Raw genomic sequence first — 22652 nt, 5'->3', positions numbered from 1 at the left:
GTCACGCCGGCGCAACTCTCGGGCCGACACGCCTCTCCTGTCGTCGGTACCTTCCGTTTCAATTTTGTTTTCCTCCCTGTGGGGAGCTTGGTCAGGTCCTCCATGTCTGATTTAAGTCTTCAACTGCAGCAGGCCACGAGCCAACTTCCGGTTTCCGCGTATTTCGACGAGGCGCTCTTCGCCCGCGAGATGGAAACGCTCTTTGCCCGTGGCCCACGCTATGTCGGCCACCGCCTTGCCGTGCCGGAGGCCGGCAACTTCCACACGCTGCCCCACGAGCACCAGGGCCGCGCGCTGGTCCACACGCCCAAGGGCGTGGAACTGATCTCCAACGTCTGCCGCCACCGCCAGGCCGTGATCCTGCAGGGCCGCGGCGAACTCGACGCTCGCACCGGCGGCAACATCGTCTGCCCGCTGCACCGCTGGACCTATGCCGCGGCCGACGCGCGCACCACCGGCACGCTGATCGGCGCCCCGCATTTCGCGCAGGACCCCTGCCTGAACCTGCACAACTACCCGCTCACCGAATGGAACGGCCTGCTGTTCGAGGCCAACGGCCGCGACATCGCGGCCGACATGGCCGGCCTGGGACCGCGCGCCGACCTCTCGTTCGAGGGCTTCGCGCTCGACCACGTCGAGCTGCACGAGTGCAACTACAACTGGAAGACCTTCATCGAGGTCTATCTCGAGGACTACCACGTCGGCCCGTTCCATCCGGGCCTGGGCAGCTTCGTCACCTGCGACGACCTGCGCTGGGAGTTCAACCGCAACTACTCGGTGCAGACGGTGGGCGTGGCCAACCGCCTGGGCCGCGCGGGCAGCCCGGTCTACCAGAAGTGGCAGGAGCAGCTGCTGCAGTACCGCGAGGGCAAGCCGCCCAAGTACGGCGCGATCTGGCTCACCTACTACCCGCACGTGATGATCGAGTGGTATCCGCACGTGCTCACGGTCTCGACCCTGCACCCGGTCAGCCCCACCAAGACGCTCAACATGGTGGAGTTCTTCTACCCCGAGGAAATCGTCGCCTTCGAGCGCGAGTTCGTCGAGGCCCAGCGCGCCGCCTACATGGAGACCTGCGTGGAAGACGACGAGATCGCCGAGCGCATGGACGCCGGCCGCCGCGCGCTGATGCTGCGCGGCGACAACGAGACCGGCCCCTACCAGAGCCCGATGGAAGACGGCATGCAGCAGTTCCACGAGTGGTACCGGCGCGAGCTGCAGGCCGCCGGCTGAGGCGCCGAAGCCGCTGCTTCGGTTCCGTTTCCTGCTATTCTCTTGATAGCTGAATGCGCCCGGTTGGCGGGCGTTTCAGCTATTTTTCTTTTGTAAGAAGTCAAGACGATGCAAGCGCTCTGGATGGTGCTCGGCGCCTTTTTGTTCGCCTCCATGGGCGTGGCCGTGAAGATCGCCTCGGCCTGGTTCACCAGCGGCGAGATGGTGCTCTGGCGCGGCGTCATCGGCATCGTCTTCCTGTGGCTGCTGGCGCGCAGCCGCGGCGTCTCGCTCGCCACCCAATACCCCGGCATGCATGCCTGGCGCAGCCTGATCGGCGTGGTCTCGCTGGGCGCGTGGTTCTATGCCATCGCCCACATGCCGCTGGCCACGGCCGTCACCCTCAACTACATGAGCAGCGTGTGGATCGCCGCCTTCCTGGTCGGCGGCGCGCTGCTGGCCTGGATGCCGGTGCCGGGCCGCGACGGCCGCGTCTCGCGCCCGCCGTTGCAGGCTCCGCTGGTGCTGACCGTGCTCACGGGCTTCGCCGGCGTGGTGCTGATGCTCAAGCCCAGCGTCGACTCGAGCCAGGGCTTCGCCGGCCTGCTGGGCCTGCTGTCGGGCCTGACCGCCGCCTTCGCCTACATGCAGGTGGTGGCGCTCTCGCGCATCGGCGAGCCCGAGATGCGCACGGTGTTCTATTTCGCGCTGGGCTCGGCCGTGGCCGGGGCGCTGGCCACCGCGTTCACCGGCTTCTCGGAATGGAACTGGCGCCACGGCCTCTGGCTGCTGCCGATCGGCCTGCTGGCGGCCCTCGGACAGCTTTGCATGACCCGCGCCTACGCCACCGCCAAGACCGAGAGCGGCACCCTGGTGGTGGCCAACCTGCAGTACTCGGGCATCATCTTCGCGGCCTTCTACAGCGTGGTGCTGTTCGACGACCGCATCGACGCCGCCGGCTGGACCGGCATGGCGCTCATCATCGCGAGCGGGGTTGCCGCAACCGTGTTGCGTCAGCGTACAGTGCCACAGGCGCCGGCCGAGGAACATTGAGGCCGGTTCGCAGTCCCTTCACCGTCCGCCGCGCATGTCGCGCGGCCCATGCGCCAAGGAGTTCTTCGCCATGACCTTCACCACCCTCGTTTCCGCCACCGAGTTGCGCGCCCTGCAGGCCGCCGGCACGCCGCTCATGGTGTTCGACTGCAGCTTCGACCTCATGAAGCCCGAGTCGGGCGCCCAGCAGTACGCGGCCTCGCACATCCCCGGCGCGCTGCATGCCGACCTCGACACCGACCTCAGTGCCAAGCACGGCGTGCCCGGCGCGCATGGCGAGGTGGTGGTGGCGCAGGAAGACGGCGTGCCGGCCTCGGGCGGGCGCCATCCGCTGCCCAGCCGCGAGCGCTTCGCGGCCTGGCTCAGCGGCATCGGTTTCTCGAACGACATGCAGGCCGTGGTCTACGACCGCAACGGCGCCAACTACTGCGGGCGCCTGTGGTGGATGCTCAAGTGGATGGGCCACGACGCCGTGGCCGTGCTCGACGGCGGCCTGCAGGGCTGGCAGGCCGAGGGCGGCGAGGTCACCGACCGCGAGGAACCCGCGCGCTTCCAGTCGAACTTCGTCATGGGCGAACCGCTGGTGCTCCTCGTGACCACCGACACCGTGGTGCGCCAGTTGGGCCAGCCTGACCAGAACCTGATCGACGCGCGGGCCGGTGCACGCTATCGCGGCGAGGTGGAACCTCTGGACCCGATCGCCGGTCACATCCCCGGGGCACTCAACCGCCCCTTCGCCGAGAACCTCGGTCCCGACGGCAAGTTCAAGCCCGCCGCGCAACTGCGCGCCGAGTTCGAAACGCTGCTCGAAGGCCGCGATCCGGCGACGGTCGTCCACCAGTGCGGCAGCGGCGTGAGCGCCGTTCCCAATCTGCTCGCGATGCGCATCGCGGGGCTCGGAACGGCCGCGCTCTATGCCGGCAGCTGGAGCGAATGGAGCAACACCCCGGGGCTGCCGACCCGGCAAGGCGCCCAACCATGACCCTGACCCGATCCAGCACCGACCGACGCGCTCTCCGACGCATCCTCGCTTCCGCCGCCCTCGCGCTGGTGGCCTCGGCACCGTTCGCCGCCGCGCAGGCCCAGCAGCAGCACGCCCACGTGCACGGCCAGATCAAGCTCGACGTCGCCATCGACGGCCCCACGGTCGTGATCGACATGGAGTCGCCGCTCGACAACATCGTCGGTTTCGAGCGCGCGCCCAAGACCGATGCCGAGAAGAAGACCGTCGAGGATGCCGTGGCCCAGCTGCGCGCCGCCGACAAGCTGTTCGCCATCGACCCCGCCGCGAGTTGCAAGCTCGGCCCGGTCGACCTGCGCTCCAGCGCGCTCGGCCTCGGCAAGCCCGATGCCAGCGAGCCCGAGGGCCATGCCGACCTCGACGCCACCTTCTCGTTCAACTGCGCCAACGCGGCCGCCGCCAAGTACATCGACATCGGCCTGTTCGCCGCCTTCAAGGGCACGCGCCAGATCGATGCGCAGATCGCTTCCGCGCAAGGCCAGTTCAAGCGCCAACTCAAGCGCCCCGCCGGCGCGCAAGCCGCGCAGCCGGCCCGCCTGACCTGGGGCAAGTGAGGTCGTGAGCCTTCCTTCGCAGGCCGAATCCACGCCGCTGCGCGTGGTGCTCTCGGCCGAATCGCTGCGCTTCTCCTGGCCCGGCAGCGCCACGCCCTGCATCGACATCGAGGCCTTCCGGATCACGGCCGGCGAATCGGTGTTTTTGCATGGCCCGAGCGGCTGCGGCAAGAGCACCCTGCTGTCGCTGCTGGCCGGCGTGCTGGTGGCCGACGAGGGCCGCGTGTGCCTGCTGGGCCACGACTGGTCCAAGCTCTCGGGCGCCGCGCGCGACCGCTGCCGCGTGGCGCACGTGGGCTACATCTTCCAGCAGTTCAACCTGCTGCCCTATCTGAGCGTGGTCGACAACGTGCTGCTGCCCTGCCGCTTCTCGGCACGGCGCCGCGAGCAGGCCTCGCGCCAGCGCGGCGCGCGCGCGGAAGCCGAGCACCTGCTCGACCAGATGGGCCTGGACCGCAAGCTCTGGCAGCGCCAGGCAATGCAGCTTTCGGTGGGCCAGCAGCAGCGCGTGGCCGCGGCGCGCGCGCTCATCGGCCAGCCCGAGGTGGTGATCGCCGACGAACCTACCTCCGCGCTCGACGAGGACCGGCGCGAGGCCTTCCTCGACGTGCTGCTGACCGCCTGCGCCGAGAACGACAGCGCGCTGGTGTTCGTGAGCCATGACCAGCGCATCGCGCAGCGCTTCGCGCGGCACGTGCTGCTGCCCGAGATCAACCGCGCCTCGAGCGCGACGATGGCGACCGACGCATGAAGGCCCTGTTCTCCATCGCCTGGCGCAGCGCCTGGAACCGCCGCTTCACGCTCGCGCTCACCGTGTTCTCGATCGCGCTGTCGACCTTCCTGCTGCTGGGCGTCGAGCGCATCCGCACCGAACTGCGCGAGAACTTCGCCTCCTCGGTCTCGGGCACCGACCTGATCGTGGGCGCGCGCACCGGCTCCACCCAGCTGCTGCTGTACTCCGTGTTCCGCATCGGCGCGGCCACCAACAACATTTCCTGGAAGAGCGTGCAGGCGCTGCAGGCGCACCCCGGCGTCGACTGGGTGGTGCCGCTGTCGCTCGGCGATTCGCACCGCGGCTTCGCCGTGCTCGCGACCTCGCCCGAGTACTTCACGCGTTTTCGCTACGGCGATCGCCAGTCGCTCGCGCTGCGCGAAGGCAAGCCCTTCAGCGAGCTGTTCGACGCCGTGGTAGGCGCCGAGGTGGCCGACAAGCTCGGCTACCACGTGGGCCAGAAGATCACGCTGGCGCACGGCAGCGGCGAGCTCAACGTGGCCGAGCATGCCGACAAGCCCTTCACCGTGGTGGGCGTGCTCGCGCGCACCGGCACGCCGGTCGACCGCACCGTGCACATCGGCCTCGCGGCCATGGAGGCGATCCACCTCGAATGGGTGGGCGGCGCGCCCATGCCCGGCGTGAAGATCCCGGCCGACCAGGTGCGCAAGTTCGACCTCACGCCCAAGAACGTGACGGCCGCGCTCGTGGGCCTGAAGAATCGCGCGGCCGTGTTCTCGGTGCAGCGCTGGATCTCCACCTACACCGGCGAGCCGCTGATGGCGATCCTGCCCGGCGTGGCGCTCGACGAGCTCTGGAGCGTGATCGGCGTGGGCGAGAACGCGCTGCTGCTGATGTCGGGCCTGGTCGCGCTCGTGAGCCTCGCGGGCCTGGTGTCGGTGGTGATGGCTGGCCTCAACGAGAGGCGGCGCGAACTGGCCGTGCTGCGTGCCGTGGGCGCGGGCCTGCGCCACGTGCTGGCGCTGCTCGCGCTCGAGGGTGCGCTGGTCACCGTGCTCGGCGTGCTCGTGGGCGTGCTGATGGCGGTGCTGGGCATCGCCGGCCTCGCGCCCTGGCTGCAGTCGCAGTTCGGGCTGACATTGCGGCTTTCCGAACCTACACTGAACGAATGGCTGCTGCTCGCGAGCCTGCTGGCCGCCGGCTGGCTGGCGAGCCTGCTGCCCGGCATTCGCGCCTACCGGCTCTCGCTCGCCGACGGCCTTTCACCGAGGATCTGATCCCATGCGCCACGCAAAGACTCTCCATCCCGCCGTCCAGGCCTCGAAGCGCTTCGCCCTGCTGATGGCCGGCGCCAGCCTCGCGGCCGCCGCCTGGGCCGCCGAGCCCGCGCCCAAGGACACCACCGCCACCAACCCGCTCGGCGGCAAGGCCGCGCCCGCGGCCACCGCCAAGGCCCCGGCCGGCCAGCCGCGCCAGATCACCTGGGAAGAACTCGTGCCCAAGGACTGGGACCCGTCGAAGGAGTTCAAGGGCATGGACCTGAGCGCCCTCGACGACGGCGACCCGCGCGCCAACGAGCTGCTGATGAAGATGCAGGAGGTGTCGAACAACGCGCCGACCAATCCCGCGATGAACGGCGTGGAGGTGAAGATCCCCGGCTTCATCGTGCCGCTCGAGGAAGCCAAGGGCGAGGTCACCGAGTTCCTGCTCGTGCCCTACTTCGGCGCCTGCATCCACACCCCGCCGCCGCCGGCCAACCAGATCCTGCACGTGGTGCCGCAGAAGGGCGCCAAGTTCCGCGCCATGGACACCGTGTGGGTCACGGGCAAGCTGCAGACCCTGCGCAACGACTCGATGATGGGCGTGAGCGGCTACCACGTGAGCGCGAGCAGCGTCACCAAGTACACCGGCGGCGCGAAGTAGCCGCTGGCCACACGCCGCGGCACTGACCGCGAGCTGACTGGGAGCAAGGGGCCGGCATTCACCGGCCCTTCACCTTTCTTGACAGGCCTGTTCCTACCCGGCCAGCGCCCGGCAGACGACACAGCCCGTTGCATCCTCGGGCCATGCTTCGTCATCGCTCGAGTTGCGGCACCCGTTCTGTACGAGCGGGTGCTCCAACAGCGCCCCAGGAAGGCCAGCATGATCCCCTCCAATCACACCCCCCTCGCGCGTGCACTCACGCTGTCGCTGTGCACTGCAGCATTGGTGCTCGCGGGCTGCGACAAGTCCGAGACCCCCGCCGCGCAGAACGCCGCCGCACCCGCGCCCCAGGCCGCGGCCTCCGTGCCCGCCGCAGCGGCACCGGCCCCCGCGGCCCCCATGCCGGTGGCCTACGTGCCACCCGCGGCCGAGGAGCTCTACCAGATGGTCGCGCCCATCGCGCTGTACCCCGACAAGCTCGTGGCGCAGGTGCTGGCCGGCGCCACCTATCCCGAGCAGATCACCGCCGCGCAGGACTGGCTCAAGCAGAACCCCACACTCAAGGCCGGCGCGCTCGCAGATGCCGTCAACCAGCAGCCTTGGGACCCGAGCGTCAAGTCGCTGACCGCCTTCCGCAACGTGATGGACCAGATGGCCGGCAACCTGCCCTGGACCGAGGCCCTGGGCAAGGCCTACTACAACGACCCGGCCGACGTGATGAACGCGATCCAGGTCATGCGCCAGCGCGCCTCCAAGGCCGGCCGGCTCAAGAACAACGACAAGCTCAAGGTCGCGACCGCCGCGGCGCCGGCCAACTACACGCCCGCGCCCGACCCGCAGGGTGCCTATGCGGGCCCGCTCATCGTCGAGCCGCCGCAGCAGCTCATCACCATCCAGCAGGCGCAGCCCGACGTGGTCTACGTGCCCAGCTACAACCCGCAGCAGATCTACGGCGAACCCGTGGCCGCCTATCCGGGCTATGCCTACACGCCCCCGCCGCAGCCCGTGTACGTCGACCGCGGCTACAGCGGCGCCCAGGTCGCCACGGCCGGCGTGCTGGCCTTCGGTGCCGGCGTGGTCGTGGCCTCGGCGCTCGAGCGCCATGGCTGGGGCTGGAACTCCTGGAACGTGAACTGGGGCCGTCCGCGCGACCGCGACTATCAGCGCGCCGCGCCGCCGCCGCCGGCCTATCGCCCGGCCGTGGTCTACAACAACAACACCTACGTCTCGCGCTCGACCACCGTCGTCAACAACGTCTACAACAACAACAACGGCGGTGGCCGCGATCGTGACCGCCCGCGCGGCGACGCGGGCGTGGCAGCCTGGCAGGCCGCGCATCCGGGGCAGTCGCCCAATTTCGCGATGCAGCAGCAGGCACAGCAACAGCAGGCCGCCGCGCTGCTCGCGCAGCAGCAACAGGCGCGCCAGCTGCAGATGCAGCAACAACAGCAGCAACACGCGCAGCAGTTGCAGAGCCAGCAGCAGGCGCAGCAACAAGCCCAGCAGCAGGCCCTGGCGCGCCAACAGCAGATGCAGCAGCAGGCGCATCAGCAACAGGCGCAACAGCAAGCTCAGCAGGACCAGGCGCGACGCCAGCAGCTGATGACGCAACAGCAGACACGCGAGCAGCAGGCCCAGCAAGCCCAGGCCGCGCGCCAGCAGGCGCAGCAGCAGCAAGCGCAGCAGGAGCAGGCTCGTCGCCAGCAGCAACTGGCCCAGAACCAGCCCGGCCAGCAGCAGGCGCAACAGGAACAGGCGCGACGCCAACAACAGCAGCAGCAACAACAGGCGCAGGAACAGGCGCGACGCCAGCAGCAGCAGGCTCAGCAAGACCAGGGCCGCAGGCAGCAGCAACAACAGCAGGCGCAGCAGGAACAGGTCCGTCGCCAGCAAGAGCAGCAACAGCAAGCCCAGCAGAACCAGGCCCGCCAACAGCAACAGGCCCAGCAGGAGCAGGCACGCCGCCAGCAGATGCAACAGCAGCAGGTCGCGCAGAACCAGGCACGGCAGCAACAGCAACAGGCCGCCCAGCAAGCTCAGCAACAAGACCAGGCGCGGCGCCAGCAGATGCAGCAACAACAGCAGCAGCAACAACAGGCCGCGCAACGCCAGCAACAGCAGGCCCAGCAGCAACAGGAGCAGATCCGTCGCCAGCAGCAGCAAGCGCAACAGGCCCAGCAACAAGCCCAGCAGCAGGCCATGCAGCGGCAACAGCAGCAGGCTCAACAGGCGCAGCAGCAAGCCATGCAACGCCAGCAGCAACAGGCTCAACAAGCACAGCAGCAGGCGATGCAGCGCCAACAGCAGCAGGCCCAACAGGCTCAGCAGCAGGCCGCGCAGCGCCAGCAGCAACAGGCCCAGCAGATGCAGCAACGGCAGGCACAAGCTCAAGCTCAAGCTCAAGCTCAAGCGCAGGCCCAGGCTCAAGCCCAGGCCGCCGCGCACCGCAACCGCCCGCCCGGCGATCAGCGTCCGCAGTGACGGCGGGCGCCACGGTGCGCCCAACGATCGAAGCCTTCAGCCCCCAGCAAAAAGGCGCATGCGAGTCCTTCGCATGCGCCTTTTTCACGTCGGGTGCGGCGTGCTTCAGCGGCCCTTGCCGATCTCCGTCAGCAGTCGCGTCACCAGGTACAGCCGCGGCACGATCGAGTCGACCTCGATGTACTCGTCGCGCGCGTGGTAGCCGAAGCCCGCGAGGCCGAAGCTCTCGACCACCGTTGCCTTGCCAGAGCGCCCCGCGTAGCCCGCGTCGGTGCCGCCGCCGGTCATCGGCGTGAGCGCGAGTTCGCGGTCGATCTCCTTGTAGATCGCCTGCGCCTTCTCGGCCAGCGCGCGGCCCTTCTCGCCCGCCACGAAGGCCGGGCGGCCCACCTCCACCTTCACCGTGGTCTCGGTGTCGGGAATCAGCTTGCCGCTCGCGATCTTCGCCTGCAGCGCCGCGTCGAGCTTCTTCTCCGCGCCGGGCTCGGTGATGCGCACGTCGCCGAGCGCTTGCGCCTTCTCGGTGATCTGGTTGATCGGGCCCACCGCGCGCGCCACCGTCCAGTTGAGCGTCACGCCCGGAATGTCCTTCGCGAGATCCTTGGTCTGCAGCATCTGGTACGAGAGTTCGTACAGCGCATTGCGGCCCAGCTCGGGCGCCGCGCCCGCGTGCGAGGCGCGGCCCTTCACCTCGAGCGTGGCCTGCGCGATGCCCGCCGCGCCGAGCAGCAGCGATTCGCCCTTCACCACCGACTTCGCCGCCGTCGGCTCGAACGACAGCACCGTGTCGTGCAGGTCGGCCGTCGTCGCGATCAGCTCGCCCGAACCCACCGAGCCCACTTCCTCGTCGGGATTCATCAGCACCGTGAGCGTGTCGTAGTCGCGCCAGCCCGCGTCGGCCAGGATCTTGAGCGAGGCCATCATCACCGCCAGCCCGCCCTTGTCGTCCGCGATGCCGGGCCCGTAGATGCGGTTGCCGTCGACCTTGTAGGGCTGCGAGTTCAGGATGCCGGGCTGGTAGACCGTGTCCATGTGGCCCTGCAGCATGATCTTGCGCTTGCCGTTGCCCTTCATCGTGCCGATCACGATGTCGGCCCCCGCCCCGGCCGTCGCCTTGCGCCGCTCGACCTTGAAGCCGGCCGCCTTGAGCCGGCCTTCCACCACGTCGGCCATCTTCATCAGCCCGTCGACATTGAGGCTGCCCGACTCGATCAGCACCATCTCCTTGAGTTCTCGATCACCGCGGGCTGCGCCTTCTCGGCCGCGGCGAGCAGCTTGGCGTCGGGGGCGGCATGGGCTGCGGTCGCGGCGCCGAGGGCGAAGGCGCAGGCCAGCGCGATGGAGCGCAGCGAGAAGATGGGTGAGGAAGGTTGAGTCATGAGGGTCCCCTTTTGTCGAAGTGAATGGCGAACGGAAGGATAGCGATGCGGGGCGGAATGCGGAGCAAATGAGCGACAGGTCGCCGGTCGGCTCAAGCAATGTTGCGCCGCCGGACACGAAACTTGACGGCCCTCGCCGCGACCACCTACAGTGCCCTCGCCTCGTGTGAACGAGGCCGGGTTTGGCGGCCTGAAGACATCCTGCGATTCACTTTGGAGGCCCCATGGCCAAAGACTTCGATGCAGGCACCGACGCCGGTGATTCGGGGGCACGCCCCGTCTCTCAGTTCAAACCCTTCGAATGGGTTCCTCCTCGGGGACTCGATCCCAGCCGACAGCACCAGGCCGCCTTCTTGAACGATGCGCGCGATGTGGTGCAAGGCGCGCTGTTGCTGGTTCAACTGCTGCAATGGGATGAAGAGCGGCGCGATGCCGAGTCACCCGATACCGACCCTGCCCCTGTGCTCGACGCGTGCCAGCGCGGTTCGCTGCAGCGCTTCGTTGCGGTGTCGCTGGGGTTGCTTCATGCGCGGATTGAAGCGCAGTGCGAGGCGATGAGGGAGTCGCCCGAGAGCGCATCCCGGCAGCCACACGAATGGGCGCCATAAACTCACGCTCCTCCGCGACCTTGTTGCCTTCGGGAAACCGACAACGGTGACAACGCACGCTGCGACCCCGACGAAAGATGAACTCGGAATGTCCCCTAGCGACGATGTGAGCCCGCTCGACGCCCTGGTCATCCAGGCAATCCAGTATGTGCCTTCGGAAGAAGAGTTGGCGCTGGCCACGCGCCCGCCCTATCCAACGCCTGCGGCGCTGATTCCATTCCAGGACGCGGCACGAACCGCGCTGCGCGCGCGCCTGATGCAGGGCCCCGACCCCTTCTGTTCGACGCGGCTCTATGAGTCCGCCAGGCGTTTCAGCAACAGCGCGCCCAGCGTCATCAGCGATCGCCTGGGTTTCGACGTGAGCGACGCCGTCTGCATGCTGCTGGCGGGAGGGTTGATTCCGGTGGCCACCGCCGAACGCGCCGCTCGCGCGAGTGCGTCGCATTTGACGCCGGGCTTTCTGCAGCGCGCCATCGTCTACCGCCTGCTGGCCGACGAAGACCTGTCGGCGGCCAGCCAGGCCGCGACAAGTCCGAACCTCGGCACCGAGCCATGGGTCGGTTGGCGGGCCATCGGCGAGCATCATGCGGCGCGCGCGGACGCGCCGGCGTTCCTGGCCCTGTGGCCGAAGTACGAGTCCCGCCAGCAGCGCAACTGGATGGATGACATGCGGCGCCAGCTCGTCAAGGCCGTCTCCCGCGTCCATGGCTGGCGCGACGCCCTGGCCTTGACGCGCGACAAGCGCATCGGCACCAAGGCCCACGTCAACGGGATGGCGTTCATTGCACTGCAATCTCTGGCGACGAAGACAGCGGTGTCGGAACTGGACACGCTCCTGACCACCGAACCCGAACTCGCCTCGCTGGACACGCTCGATGCAATGGCTCGCCTGCACTTGCTCGTGGATGCCATGCGCGCCAGCGCTCCGCGTGCGCCTGCGGAAGATCCGCCGTATCTGGACGCGGTCCTGAGCCGCATCATCGACATCGACCCGAAGATCTCCAAGGAACAGAGCCGGCGCCGAGACTGGTTGCTGATGGAGTGTTGGCCGCTGATCGGCCACCCGGCCACGCTCAAACGCGTACGCGCCGCCATCCGTGCGCCTTCGTACAAGCGAGAGCTTTCGGCACTTGCCAAGGACATCGTGGCCGCCTCGCCGGACAGCACGGAGGCCACCGGCATCTGACCGACAGCCCACGCCCTCATCGCTGCCAAACGACAACGAATCGAACATGAAATTCAGACGCACCCTCTCGTCGAGTCTTCTTCTCGCCATGGCACTGCCCCTCGCACATGCCGCCAACGATGCCGACACCGTCGGCACCTACCTCACCCCGGGCACGGAACGCGAAGAACTCGCGCAGCGGTTCACCGGGCGCAATGCCGTCGTCATCGCCTCCGTGACGACGTACATCGAGCCCATGTGCAACCCCGACAGCCTGCCACCCAAGGGCTCGCGCATTCAGGAACTCACCTTCCTCGACGATCACGGGAAAACGCTGCGCATCCGCATTCCCAGAACCGATGCCGAATGGGCCGCCAAGGCGGCAGCCCAACCGACGATACCCAAGCAGACTGCATATGCGCATTTGCCGGTCGCCTACGTCATTCCCAGCGGCCGCTATACCCTGCAGAGCCACACCATCGAAGCCGGCATGACCGCTCGCCGCTCACCGGCGAGCGGCTGGAGCGATGGCTACCCGGAAGTCGTTCCTGCGGACGGCCTGCCGGAAAACAGAGTCTTCGTGGCGGAGGCTGGCAAGCCTGTCTATATCGGGCACTTCCATCAGGCCTGTGGCATCGGGTCCAAATCAGTGCCACCCATGTATGCCGATGGGATGTATGAGAAAAGCGGCCGCACGGGAGCCGTGGATCCGCGCTACCCGAGCCTGGAGGAAGTCGTGAATCAACGCTACCCGAGCCTGGATCTGGCGCAGCTGGTTCGCAATCCTATTCGGCAGGGGCCGTCTCTGGGGATGGAGCCGCGTCGTGGGAAGTGAGTGGCCTGGAGTCCGCGCCTCAACGACTTCAACGCAACCGGCCGTGCAATCGATGCAGCAGTGCTTTTGTTCATTTACAGACCTGTTGCCTCCGGCAAGCTGACGAGCAAGCCCGAGCCAGGCCCCATCGGTTCAGCCGCGGAGGCGGTGCGCCGCTTTTCAGCGCCAACCAAGTGAATGTGGAAATAGCGTGGCTCACGCCGCAGACCAAGTATCTTCCCCCGAGTACTTGCAGTCTTGGGTCAACTTCTGGTTCGATGACGGATTGCGTCTGACCGCTGCCCGACAGCTCCAGGAAACTGTGCTCGCAGCGGCGGGAGACCGAGTGGAAAAAAGGCACGCATTGCACGATCTTGACTTCATTCTCAGTGCCGATCGGGCGCAGTCATTTCTTGGTCAATTTCGTCCTCTCATCGCTCGCGCATCTAATGTGGGAACACTTAGACCGATGAAGCCCGATTGACGAAAGCACTGTTCAGGACGGCAACCCAATGAACGTTCTTTTCATCTCTCGGTGCAGCAAACGCGCGCTGACAGAAACACGGCGCATCCTCGATCAGTTCGCCGAACGACAAGGGGATCGCTGCTGGCAGAGTCCGATCACCGAGGCGGGCCTGGAAACTGTCCGCAAGCTACTGCGTGGGAGCGCTCGCAAAAACACGGCTGTAGCCTGCCATTTGATTCGCGGTCGCGATCACAGCGAACTTCTCTGGGTGGTAGGTGACGGGCGTCGGTTCAAAGCCGAAGACGCCACGCTAACCGACCCCAGCAGTCAGGATGTTTGCCGAGCCAGCGACGAAGCCAGCTGGCATCGATTGCCTTTGCTGACGGCTCTCACCGCCTTGGCAGCCCTCATGCATGACCTGGGCAAAGCCACGCTGGCTTTTCAGCAACGACTACTAGAGGCTGGTTCGAGCGAGCGCAATCACTATCGTCACGAATGGGTATCCGTTCGGCTGTTTCAGGCCTTCGTGGGGCAAGAGGATGACCGTGCCTGGCTGCGACGGCTAGCTGATGGCGCGCTCAACGATCACGATGATGCGGCCTTCGAAGACCTGTGGTTGGATCACGGCGGTGGACGGTTGTTGCGCGATGGCCTAGACACGGACGAAGAGAAGGATGGGCCACTCGGTGCCAACAATCCATTCCGCGCTCTCCCGCCACTGGCTCAGGCGCTGGCTTGGCTGGTACTCACCCACCATCGCCTACCTTGCAAGCCGGTCCGCAGCGATCACGATGCAGGGAAAGATGGAAGGCTACGCATGCGGCCTTTTGGCGCTCGACCGAGGTTCATCAATCCCGACGATCTGGATGGCCTGCTGGCACAGGTACATGCGGACTGGAACGAGCCGCGCGAGCGGCGGATGCAAGCAGAGATCGAGACCTATTGGCATTTTCCGCATGGCCTTCCGGTGCATGGGCCGGCATGGCGCAAGCAAGCTGCGCACTATGCGAAAAAGCTGCTGATCTTGAGCGATGCGGGGAGCACCTCTTCTGTTCTGGACGATCCCTTCGTCATGCATGTCTCCCGCCTGTGCCTGATGCTGGCCGATCATCACTATTCACGCCATGGCCTGGACGAACAGAACCTGCCCGTTGCAGCGCGTCGGCTCTACTTGCAGCCTGAGGCAAAGCTCGCGGCCAACACTACCTACACCCAGGAGCGGCGCAGTGTGCTCAATCAAACACTGGATGAGCATCTTCTTGGCGTGCAGGCTCATGCCACACTTATCACCCGCTCGCTGCCGACACTGGCGAGCAGCTTGCCGGCTTTGCAGAATCACCGGGAGCTGAAGAAACGCAGTACCCAAGCGAGCTTTCAGTGGCAAGACAAGGCCGCGGATCTGGCGACGGCTGTGCGCCAACGTTCGGCTGCCCAAGGGGCGTTCATCGTCAATATGGCTTCCACCGGTTGCGGCAAGACGTTGGGCAATGCCCGCATCATGGACGCGCTGGCCGATCCCGCCATCGGCATGCGTTGCGCCTTCGCCATCGGCTTGCGCACCCTCACCCTGCAGACTGGCCGTGTCTTTCAAAAGGATCTGGGGCTGAACGATGAGCAGTTGGCCATCAGGGTTGGCGGTGCTTCCAGTCGCGCCCTGCTCGAGTATTGGGAGCGCCAGGCCGAAGCCACCGGATCGGCATCTCGCCAGAGCCTGCTGGACGAAGGCGGGCAAGTGCTTTTCGAGGGCGATGCCCGGCACCCGCTGCTGGAACGGCTGAGTGACGATGCACAGGTGCGATCGCTTCTGGCAGCGCCACTGTTGGCCTGCACCGTCGATCATCTGACGCCCGCGACTGAAAGCCTGCGTGGGGGTCGACAGATCGCACCCATGCTGCGCTTGATGACGGGCGACCTGGTTCTTGATGAACCCGACGACTTCGACATGGCCGACCTTCCCGCGCTCGTGCGGCTGGTGCATTGGGCTGGACTTTTGGGAACACGTGTACTGCTGTCGTCGGCAACGTTGCCGCCAGCGCTGGTGGAAGGCCTGTTTCAGGCTTACTGCGTTGGGCGCGCGATCTTCCAGTGCAACCGCGGTGAACGCCCGACCGAGCCTGTGAATATCTGCTGCTTATGGATCGATGAATTCCATCAGGTGGCGCAGGATTGCCCTGACGCCAGTGGCTTCCGAGACGCGCACGCTGCCTTTGTTGAAAAACGAGCTGCCAAGCTCGCTCAAGCCGAAGTGCGTCGCCTTGCTCGAATAGCCGAATTGCCGCGAACGTGGCATGCAATGGAAAAGTTGGAGCGACGAACCGATTTCGCGAGATTCGTACTGGACCGGGCTTGGCAGCTCCATCAGCTCGAACAGAATCACATGGTCGATCCGATCAGCGGCAAGCGGTTGAGCCTGGGTCTGATACGCATGGCCAACATTGCGCCGCTGTTCGATGTCGCGTTGGCGATGTACCGTCAAGGCACTCCAGCTCCTGAGGTGCGCGTGCACCTTTGCGTGTATCACTCGCAGTTCCCGTTGCTGGCGCGCTCGGCCATCGAAGCACAGTTGGACACGGCGCTCAATCGTCGAGCATCTGGCGACACCATCGATCCATTGCCGCGCCATCCGGCAATCCGTGCACAGCTCGATGTTTTTCCCGAAGCGCATCACATGTTCATCGTTCTGGGTTCGCCTGTCACCGAGGTGGGCCGCGATCATGACTACGACTGGGCCATCGTCGAGCCCTCATCGATGCGCTCGCTCATTCAGTTGGCAGGTCGCGTGCGCCGCCACCGCAGCGGAAGTGCGAAGGAACTGAATCTGCTGGTGCTGGACAGCAATCTGCGCGCACTTGAAAGACCCGGCAACGCAGCTTTCTGTCAACCGGGTTTCGAGATGCACGCCAGCGCATCCGAGCGACGTGCCGATGGCAAATGGAACTCGAGCGCTCAGTTCCATCTGACATCGCATCTGTTGCAGAAAAGCCTGCCGGAACTCTCTGCAACGGATGCGATGCCTCTCGATGCCCGGCCGCGTATCGCCCCGCGCAAGTCGCTCAAGCCCCAGGAACGCATGGTGGACCTGGAGCACGGCCGCATGCGAGACAGCCTGTTGCCGCGTGGAGAAGGCAGCCACTTCTTTACGCCGATAGCGCGGGACGCCACCCTTCATTGGGCGCATCCGGGAAACTTGTGGCTGACCGGCCTGCTGCCGCAGTTCCAGCGCTTTCGCTACGACCCTTTGCCGCGTGAAGAGGTTGCGCTGCTGCCCCTCGATGACGGCGAAGCTGAATTGCATCTGCACCGTGTTGCGAAAGGTGCGCAACCGGGAGAGCCACTATTCGTGGACATCAACGATCTGCTGCACACCCTCGCCGATCGTGATCTTGCAGGCCCAGGGATAAGCCCCTGGTGTCACGCCGAGCTGCTGGGCGTGCTTGCATCGTGGGCTGAGAACCGAGAAGAGAGCCTGCGCGAGAGCGCAGAAAAATTCGCGACCGTAAGCCTCCCGGAATCTCGAGAAGGCTGGCGATTTCACTCGGTGCTGGGATTCAACAAGGATTAAGGAGGCTTGGAAGAGCTGTTGCTATGACTCTCGGTCGGCATGGTGCCGACTGGGGGATTTTTGTCATGTCTGGAGGAGTTCCCATGTCTGATGTCCCTTCCCCAGGGCAAGCCGTGAGCTTTCACAGTGCGATCGACGCGTTCCTGCAGGAACGCCTGGACGCGAAGCTCGACAAGCTCAAGCCCGATGCCCCCCTGCGTCCCGACCTGATTGCTCAGCACCAACGCGGTCCTTGGCTGGAAAGCGCCGCCACGAGGGTGCGACAGATCCAGGCCGTGACTCACGCGCTCAAGCCCGTGCATCCCGACGCGCGCGGCACCAACCTTTACGTGGAGCCCCAAACGCTTCCCCCTCTGAACGAGGTCGGCAGCCATGCCTTGGGTCGCAGCTTTTCCATGGACGTGGTGGGCAATGCCGCTGCATTGGACGTCTACAAGCTGCTCAAGATTGAAGTGAACGGGTGCAACCTTTTGCAGGCTCTGAAGGCTGGTGAATCAGGCGCGTGGAAGGCATTGAACGAAGACCCTGCGCAGGCACAGGTGCTAGGCGAAGCTTTGCTTGGCTTGATGGCAGAACGAGGGGGCGAGGCCAGTACGCATGTACGCGCAAAGCAGCTCTATTGGTTGGTAGGCGAGGATGCCACTGATGACACCCAGTATCACCTGCTCGCTCCGTTGCATGCCACCTCGCTCGCGCAGTCGATCTACGAAGAGCTGCAGGATGCGCGCTTTGGCGAGGTAAACAAGCAGGCTCGGCAGGCCCGGCGCGATGGCCTACCGCACGAGGGCATCTACCGCGAGTACCGAGATCTCGCGGTGCAGAAGATGGGAGGGACGAAGCCACACAATATTTCGCAGCTCAATAGCGAGCGACGCGGAGACAACTATCTGCTGGCCTCGCTACCGCCTCGATGGAAGGGTGAGCGCAACTACCTGCCCGTGCATGCGGCATCCATTTTCGATCGCAGCTTCAATGCACGTCCTCTTGTGCGAGACGTAGTTCAAGTGCTGTCGGCCTTTCTGCTGAGCGACCCACCAAAGAATCAGGCGACGCGCCAGCGCGTGGAAAGCTTGGTCGACGCTTTGGTGGATGAGATGGTGATCTATGCCGGAGAGCTGCTGCACCAGCCGGCCGGCTGGACACGTGACGAACGATTCCAGCAATTGGCCCGTCCCGAGATGCTCTGGCTGGATCCCTTCCGCTGCGAGTTGGAGGATGAGCACCAGTTCGCCAGCGACTGGCTCGGCACGGATTGGCCGACCCAGGTGGGCGCGCGATTCGGACGTTGGTTGAACGGCCAGTTGAAGGGTCGACTTCCCACCGTCGGCGTGGCTGAGTCCCGGCAGTGGCGAAACGTCTTGCTGGACGAGGACGGTAGCTGGGTGCAACAGTTGCGCGCATTGCGCAATCAATTGCATGTACCGGAGTACCGCGCCCTTCAAGAGACCGGTGACGTATTGACGACGGTGCGAGGTGGCGTGTGAGCTCTCCGACCTCTCGGGCGCTGCTGGTCCTGCCCTACCTCCGCATACAGAACGCCAATGCCATCTCCAGTCCATTGACACACGGTTTCTCCTCCATCACAGCTTTCATAGGTCTGATGTGGGCGCTTCAACGCAAGCTGGCGACGCAAGGCATTCCCCTGCAGCTGTTGCAAGTGGGCGTGATATGCCACGACTACGAGGAGCAGGTGGTGGACGGTCACGTGAAGACCTTCAGGCTCACGCGCAACCCCGTGGACAAGGATGGAAGCACCGCGGCCATCGTGGAGGAAGGCCGCATCCACCTGGAAATCACGCTGGTGTTTCTGCTCAAGCAGGCATCGCTGCCCGACGACTCAACGGCTCTGCTGATACAAGACAATCAGTCCGCGCTGGACGAATGGGCCCGCAAGCTCGGCGATACCGTGGCGACCATGCGGGTTGCGGGCGGTACTGTGTTGCCCAGTCAGCCACGCCCCGGACAGCGCACACGGCCTTGGATGGCGGTGCTACCCGAAGACGCCGAGGCCCAGGCTCAGTGCTTCGCGCGATGGAGACGTCAATGGCTGCCCGGCTATGCGTTGGTAGGACGCGATGACCTCCTGGCTTCGCGCTTGACTCATCTGCGCGAGCGACAACCGCAAGCTACCGTGCTCGATGCCTGGCTGCACGCCGCTCGCTTCAATCACGAAGCTGGTGCTGTAGAGCCTGCCTCGGAAGAGGTTGGACCTTCGCGTCCCGGGGTGCGGTGGGCCGACCCCTTACGTGGCAAGGGCTCCGGCTGGACTGTCCCTGTTCCCGTGGGGTATGCGCGGCTCACTGCCGAACCGGTGCAAGCAGGGCTGGTGGCCAACGCGCGCGATGCGCGAACGCCGGTGTCCTTCGTGGAGTCCGTCTACTCCCTGGCTGAATGGATCAGTCCACATCGACTCGATCGCGTGCAGGACCTCCTGTGGCGAGCGGAAACCGACGCGCAGAAGGGCTTGTACCGCTGCCATAGCGGCTACGCACGCAGCGATGCGCAACGCCTCGACGAGGTCATGCCCGATTTCGACTGACTCCGGCTCGCTCGCCTTCACTGGCGATTGCTGGCAATCATCTTTACCCAGAAAGAACACCTCATGTCCGACAAGATCACGACCCCTTCCGTCCTCGCCTTCGAGCGCAAGCTCGATCCCTCCGATGCAGTGCTTCACGCCGGCAGTTGGGAAGAGCGTGCCAACCCCGCTGCGTGGAGTCCCGTGGCGATCCACCCCAAGTCCGTGCGGGGCACCATTTCCAACCGTCTCAAGACCAAGGATCAGGACCCCAGCAAGCTCGATGCCGCCATTGAGAGCCCGAATCTGCAGACTGTGGACGTAGCTACGCTTCCAGCCGGTGCAGACACGCTGAGGGTGCAGTTCACTTTGCGTGTGCTGGCTGGCGCAGGCACCCCATCGGCTTGCAACAACGCCGTCTATCAAGCCAAGTTGCTGAGCACGGTACGAGGCTATGTGCAAGCCAATGGCTTCACTGAACTGGCTCGGCGCTATGCCGCCAATTTGGCAAACGGCCGTTTTCTCTGGCGGAATCGCGTCGGTGCGGAAATGGTCGAAGTGCGCGTCGATCGCCTGCAGAACGGACAGGCCACGAAGTCCTGGAACTTCGATGCACTCTCCCATGACCTCCGCGCGATGGCAGCGGCTGGCAACGAGCTTCAAGAGCTGACGCAGGTAGTTGCCGGTGGGCTGGAAGGTACCGAGCACGTGCTGCTGCAGGTGAGTGCCTTCGTGCGCCTCGGGGCTGGACAGGAGGTTTTCCCTTCACAGGAGTTGATCCTGGACAAGGGTAGTACGCGCAAGAGCAAGACTCTCTACGACGTGCAAAATGTCGCCGCCATTCACTCGCAGAAGATTGGCAATGCCATTCGTTCCATCGACACCTGGTACGAAGGCGCGCAGGAGCTTGGCCCGATCGCCGTGGAACCTTATGGCTCGGTGACTACGCAGGGAAAAGCTTATCGCCAGCCCAAGCAAAAGCAGGACTTCTACACGCTTTTGGACAATTGGCTTCTCAAGGACCAGGTCCCGCCTGTCGAGCAACAGCATTTCGTGATGGCCGTGCTGATCCGTGGCGGTGTATTTGGTGATGCGAGCTGAGTCGTCATGACCACGCACTACATCGACATCCGCCTGCGCCCCGATCCCGAATTCAGCCAGGTTCATCTGCTGGGGGCTCTGGTGGCCAAACTGCACCGCGCGCTTGTGCAATTGCAGGCAAGCGACATCGGAGTGAGTTATCCGGAACATGTGTTGAAGCCTCTATCGAAGCGTGGCCTTGGCGCGCAGATGCGACTTCACGGCACGCCAGAGGCCTTAAGACGCTTGACCGAGATGGATTGGCTTCGGGGCATGCGGGATCATGTGCACGTCAGCGACATGATGCAGGCACCCGCCGATGCAGCGCATCGGCAGGTGTTACGGCGCCAGTTCAAGACCAACGTAGATCGCCTGCGTCGCCGCCGGATGCGCCGCAAGGGCGAGACTGCGGAACAAGCCGCCATGGCAATCCCTGACCATGTGGAGCGCCGGCCAGAACTGCCCTACGTCCAGGCGCGAAGCAGCAGCACCGGACAGCCCTTCTGCCTCTTTGTCGATCACGGGCCGTTGCAGGCAGAGGCAAGGCCGGGCGAATTCAATACCTATGGGTTGAGTCAAGGCGCGACCGTTCCATGGTTTTGACCCTTTTTTCCCAGGCCTGGCGTTGAGCCAATGAAATCAAGCACTTACGAAATCGCCCAGGATTTGGGCCTGAGGTTGTAGGTCGTAGATTTCTTCTTTTGGCACAACGGGTTACGGCTATCGGGGGTTTGTTCGCTGCCGCGTAGGCAGCTCAGAAAGCATCCGCACGAAGGAGCTGAACAAGACCCAGGTTCGCTGCCGCGTAGGCAGCTCAGAAACGAGCAAGGTGCCCGAGAGCTACACCACCTGGGTTCGCTGCCGCGTAGGCAGCTCAGAAACGAGACGGGCATCGCTACGTGCGTCTGCTGCGGTTCGCTGCCGCGTAGGCAGCTCAGAAAATCGAGCCGTTCGGACTGAACCGCACGCCATGGTTCGCTGCCGCGTAGGCAGCTCAGAAATGATGCGTTCCTGGTGGCCCTGCTCAACAGCCGTTCGCTGCCGCGTAGGCAGCTCAGAAACAGTGGGGCGTCTTCGCGCTGAGCGTGCTCTAGTTCGCTGCCGCGTAGGCAGCTCAGAAATTCCCCCCATCCCCCCGAATCTGCCGAGCGATGTTCGCTGCCGCGTAGGCAGCTCAGAAATTGAATCGACGGTAGAGGCCCGAAACGATCTCGTTCGCTGCCGCGTAGGCAGCTCAGAAAACCGAAATCGCAACGCTTCTTGTCACGGCAGAGTTCGCTGCCGCGTAGGCAGCTCAGAAAGAATGGAAACCACAAGAGACCGCAGGAAAGCAGTTCGCTGCCGCGTAGGCAGCTCAGAAAATGGATAAACCCCTCTCCACCAATGCAGGCGAGTTCGCTGTTGCGTAGGCAGCTCAGAGATACGTCGCCGACACCACAGACACTTTCTCCTCCGTTCGCTGCCGCGTAGGCAGCTCAGAAAACTCGCAGCCAGCCCGGAGACTTGCCGTAACGGTTCGCTGCCGCGTAGGCAGCTCAGAAAAGTACGCCGAGGCGCGCGCCGTGCGCGCCATGGTGTTCGCTGCCGCGTGGGCAGCTCAGAAACTCAAGAGCACGAGCTCGGACGGGAAGGAGGCGTTCGCTGCCGCGTAGGCAGCTCAGAAAATCATGAATATAGTGGCTGCCGGCCTGGCGGTGTTCGCTGCCGCGTAGGTAGCTCAGAAATCGACGCGCCGAACCAAACGAGCGGCTGGGTGGTTCGCTGCCGCGTAGGCAGTTCAGAAAAGCTCGGCGACGTGGCGGCGGACCGATGTCGAGTTCGCTGCCGCGTAGGCAGCTCAGAAATCGACCGGGATCGCCGCGGGCGCAAACTGCACGTTCGCTGCCGCGTAGGCAGCTCAGAAATACATGCCGCCGCCGGATGGCTGGTGCTGCTTGTTCGCTGCCGCGTAGGCAGCTCAGAAAACCCGCTCTCGAGCGCGGCAGTGGAGAGGGCGGTTCGCTGCCGCGTAGGCAGCTCAGAAATTCAACGACGGCACCGATGCGACGCTGCCGGTGTTCGCTGCCGCGTAAGCAGCTCAGAA

The 22652-nt window shown here is 65.1% G+C and carries 16 protein-coding genes, 1 pseudogene and 1 CRISPR repeat array (1 of these 18 running past the window's edge); of the genes and pseudogenes, 16 read left to right on the top strand and 1 reads right to left on the bottom strand.

Annotated features, from left to right (window positions below; translation table 11 throughout):
* Positions 1 to 102 precede the first annotated feature (102 nt).
* The 8 genes from BM109_RS25980 to BM109_RS25945 all read left to right on the top strand — a co-directional run bounded on the left by BM109_RS25980 (position 103) and on the right by BM109_RS25945 (position 8977).
* Positions 103 to 1233 carry an aromatic ring-hydroxylating oxygenase subunit alpha gene (locus BM109_RS25980; protein WP_057589543.1) on the top strand — a complete coding sequence of 377 codons (1131 nt, stop codon included), beginning with the start codon at positions 103 to 105 and terminating at the stop codon, positions 1231 to 1233.
* Positions 1234 to 1341: 108 nt separating this feature from the next.
* Positions 1342 to 2265 carry a DMT family transporter gene (locus BM109_RS25975; RefSeq protein WP_177239455.1) on the top strand — a complete coding sequence of 308 codons (924 nt, stop codon included), beginning with the start codon at positions 1342 to 1344 and terminating at the stop codon, positions 2263 to 2265.
* Between the two features lie 70 nt (positions 2266 to 2335).
* Positions 2336 to 3247: a sulfurtransferase gene (locus BM109_RS25970; RefSeq protein ID WP_093349302.1), complete on the top strand. Its 912-nt coding sequence runs from the start codon at positions 2336 to 2338 to the stop codon at positions 3245 to 3247.
* Positions 3244 to 3840, top strand: a complete 597-nt coding sequence (locus tag BM109_RS25965; protein ID WP_093349121.1) for a DUF2796 domain-containing protein — start codon at positions 3244 to 3246, stop codon at positions 3838 to 3840. Before BM109_RS25970 ends, BM109_RS25965 begins: the two co-directional genes overlap by 4 nt.
* Positions 3841 to 3844: 4 nt before the next feature.
* On the top strand, positions 3845 to 4591 hold the full coding sequence (locus BM109_RS25960) for an ABC transporter ATP-binding protein (RefSeq protein WP_093349118.1): 747 nt from the start codon (positions 3845 to 3847) through the stop codon (positions 4589 to 4591).
* Positions 4588 to 5850, top strand: coding sequence for an ABC transporter permease (locus tag BM109_RS25955; protein ID WP_093349115.1), 1263 nt, complete (start codon positions 4588 to 4590; stop codon positions 5848 to 5850). The genes BM109_RS25960 and BM109_RS25955 overlap by 4 nt, the downstream gene beginning before the upstream one ends.
* Before the next feature lie 4 nt (positions 5851 to 5854).
* Positions 5855 to 6496 (top strand): DUF3299 domain-containing protein, encoded by a 642-nt coding sequence (locus BM109_RS25950; RefSeq protein WP_093349113.1) that lies wholly within the window; start codon positions 5855 to 5857, stop codon positions 6494 to 6496.
* A gap of 219 nt (positions 6497 to 6715) precedes the next feature.
* Positions 6716 to 8977 (top strand): DUF3300 domain-containing protein, encoded by a 2262-nt coding sequence (locus BM109_RS25945; protein WP_093349110.1) that lies wholly within the window; start codon positions 6716 to 6718, stop codon positions 8975 to 8977.
* A gap of 105 nt (positions 8978 to 9082) precedes the next feature.
* On the opposite strand, the pseudogene BM109_RS25940 reads toward BM109_RS25945, so the two are convergent.
* Positions 9083 to 10356: pseudogene (locus BM109_RS25940) on the bottom strand (M20/M25/M40 family metallo-hydrolase).
* A 224-nt stretch (positions 10357 to 10580) separates the two neighbouring features.
* Between BM109_RS25940 and BM109_RS25935 the strand changes: the two are divergent.
* The 8 genes from BM109_RS25935 to cas6f all read left to right on the top strand — a co-directional run bounded on the left by BM109_RS25935 (position 10581) and on the right by cas6f (position 21172).
* The gene (locus BM109_RS25935) at positions 10581 to 10964 is read left to right on the top strand and encodes a hypothetical protein (protein ID WP_093349107.1); all 384 of its coding nucleotides are present in this window, start codon (positions 10581 to 10583) and stop codon (positions 10962 to 10964) included.
* Positions 10965 to 11070: 106 nt separating this feature from the next.
* Positions 11071 to 12150 (top strand): hypothetical protein, encoded by a 1080-nt coding sequence (locus BM109_RS25930; protein WP_143129260.1) that lies wholly within the window; start codon positions 11071 to 11073, stop codon positions 12148 to 12150.
* 46 nt (positions 12151 to 12196) lie between these two features.
* On the top strand, positions 12197 to 12964 hold the full coding sequence (locus BM109_RS25925) for a hypothetical protein (RefSeq protein WP_143129259.1): 768 nt from the start codon (positions 12197 to 12199) through the stop codon (positions 12962 to 12964).
* A gap of 491 nt (positions 12965 to 13455) precedes the next feature.
* The gene (gene cas3f / locus BM109_RS25920) at positions 13456 to 16971 is read left to right on the top strand and encodes a type I-F CRISPR-associated helicase Cas3f (protein ID WP_093349100.1); all 3516 of its coding nucleotides are present in this window, start codon (positions 13456 to 13458) and stop codon (positions 16969 to 16971) included.
* An 83-nt stretch (positions 16972 to 17054) separates the two neighbouring features.
* Positions 17055 to 18455, top strand: a complete 1401-nt coding sequence (gene csy1 / locus BM109_RS25915; protein ID WP_093349097.1) for a type I-F CRISPR-associated protein Csy1 — start codon at positions 17055 to 17057, stop codon at positions 18453 to 18455.
* A complete protein-coding gene (gene csy2, locus BM109_RS25910; protein WP_093349094.1) occupies positions 18452 to 19510 on the top strand; it encodes a type I-F CRISPR-associated protein Csy2 in 1059 nt (352 codons plus the stop codon). Before csy1 ends, csy2 begins: the two co-directional genes overlap by 4 nt.
* Before the next feature lie 63 nt (positions 19511 to 19573).
* The gene (gene csy3, locus BM109_RS25905; RefSeq protein ID WP_093349299.1) at positions 19574 to 20590 is read left to right on the top strand and encodes a type I-F CRISPR-associated protein Csy3; all 1017 of its coding nucleotides are present in this window, start codon (positions 19574 to 19576) and stop codon (positions 20588 to 20590) included.
* A 6-nt stretch (positions 20591 to 20596) separates the two neighbouring features.
* Positions 20597 to 21172 carry a type I-F CRISPR-associated endoribonuclease Cas6/Csy4 gene (gene cas6f, locus BM109_RS25900; protein WP_093349092.1) on the top strand — a complete coding sequence of 192 codons (576 nt, stop codon included), beginning with the start codon at positions 20597 to 20599 and terminating at the stop codon, positions 21170 to 21172.
* A 130-nt stretch (positions 21173 to 21302) separates the two neighbouring features.
* A CRISPR array of direct repeats spans positions 21303 to 22652; the repeat unit is 28 nt; unit sequence GTTCGCTGCCGCGTAGGCAGCTCAGAAA (it continues 181 nt past the right edge of the window).

Source organism: Variovorax sp. PDC80 (genome assembly GCF_900115375.1).
Classification (GTDB): domain Bacteria; phylum Pseudomonadota; class Gammaproteobacteria; order Burkholderiales; family Burkholderiaceae_C; genus Variovorax.
The sequence above is the reverse complement of the archived record's forward strand: the minus strand, read 5'-3'. Positions and strand labels throughout refer to the sequence as shown.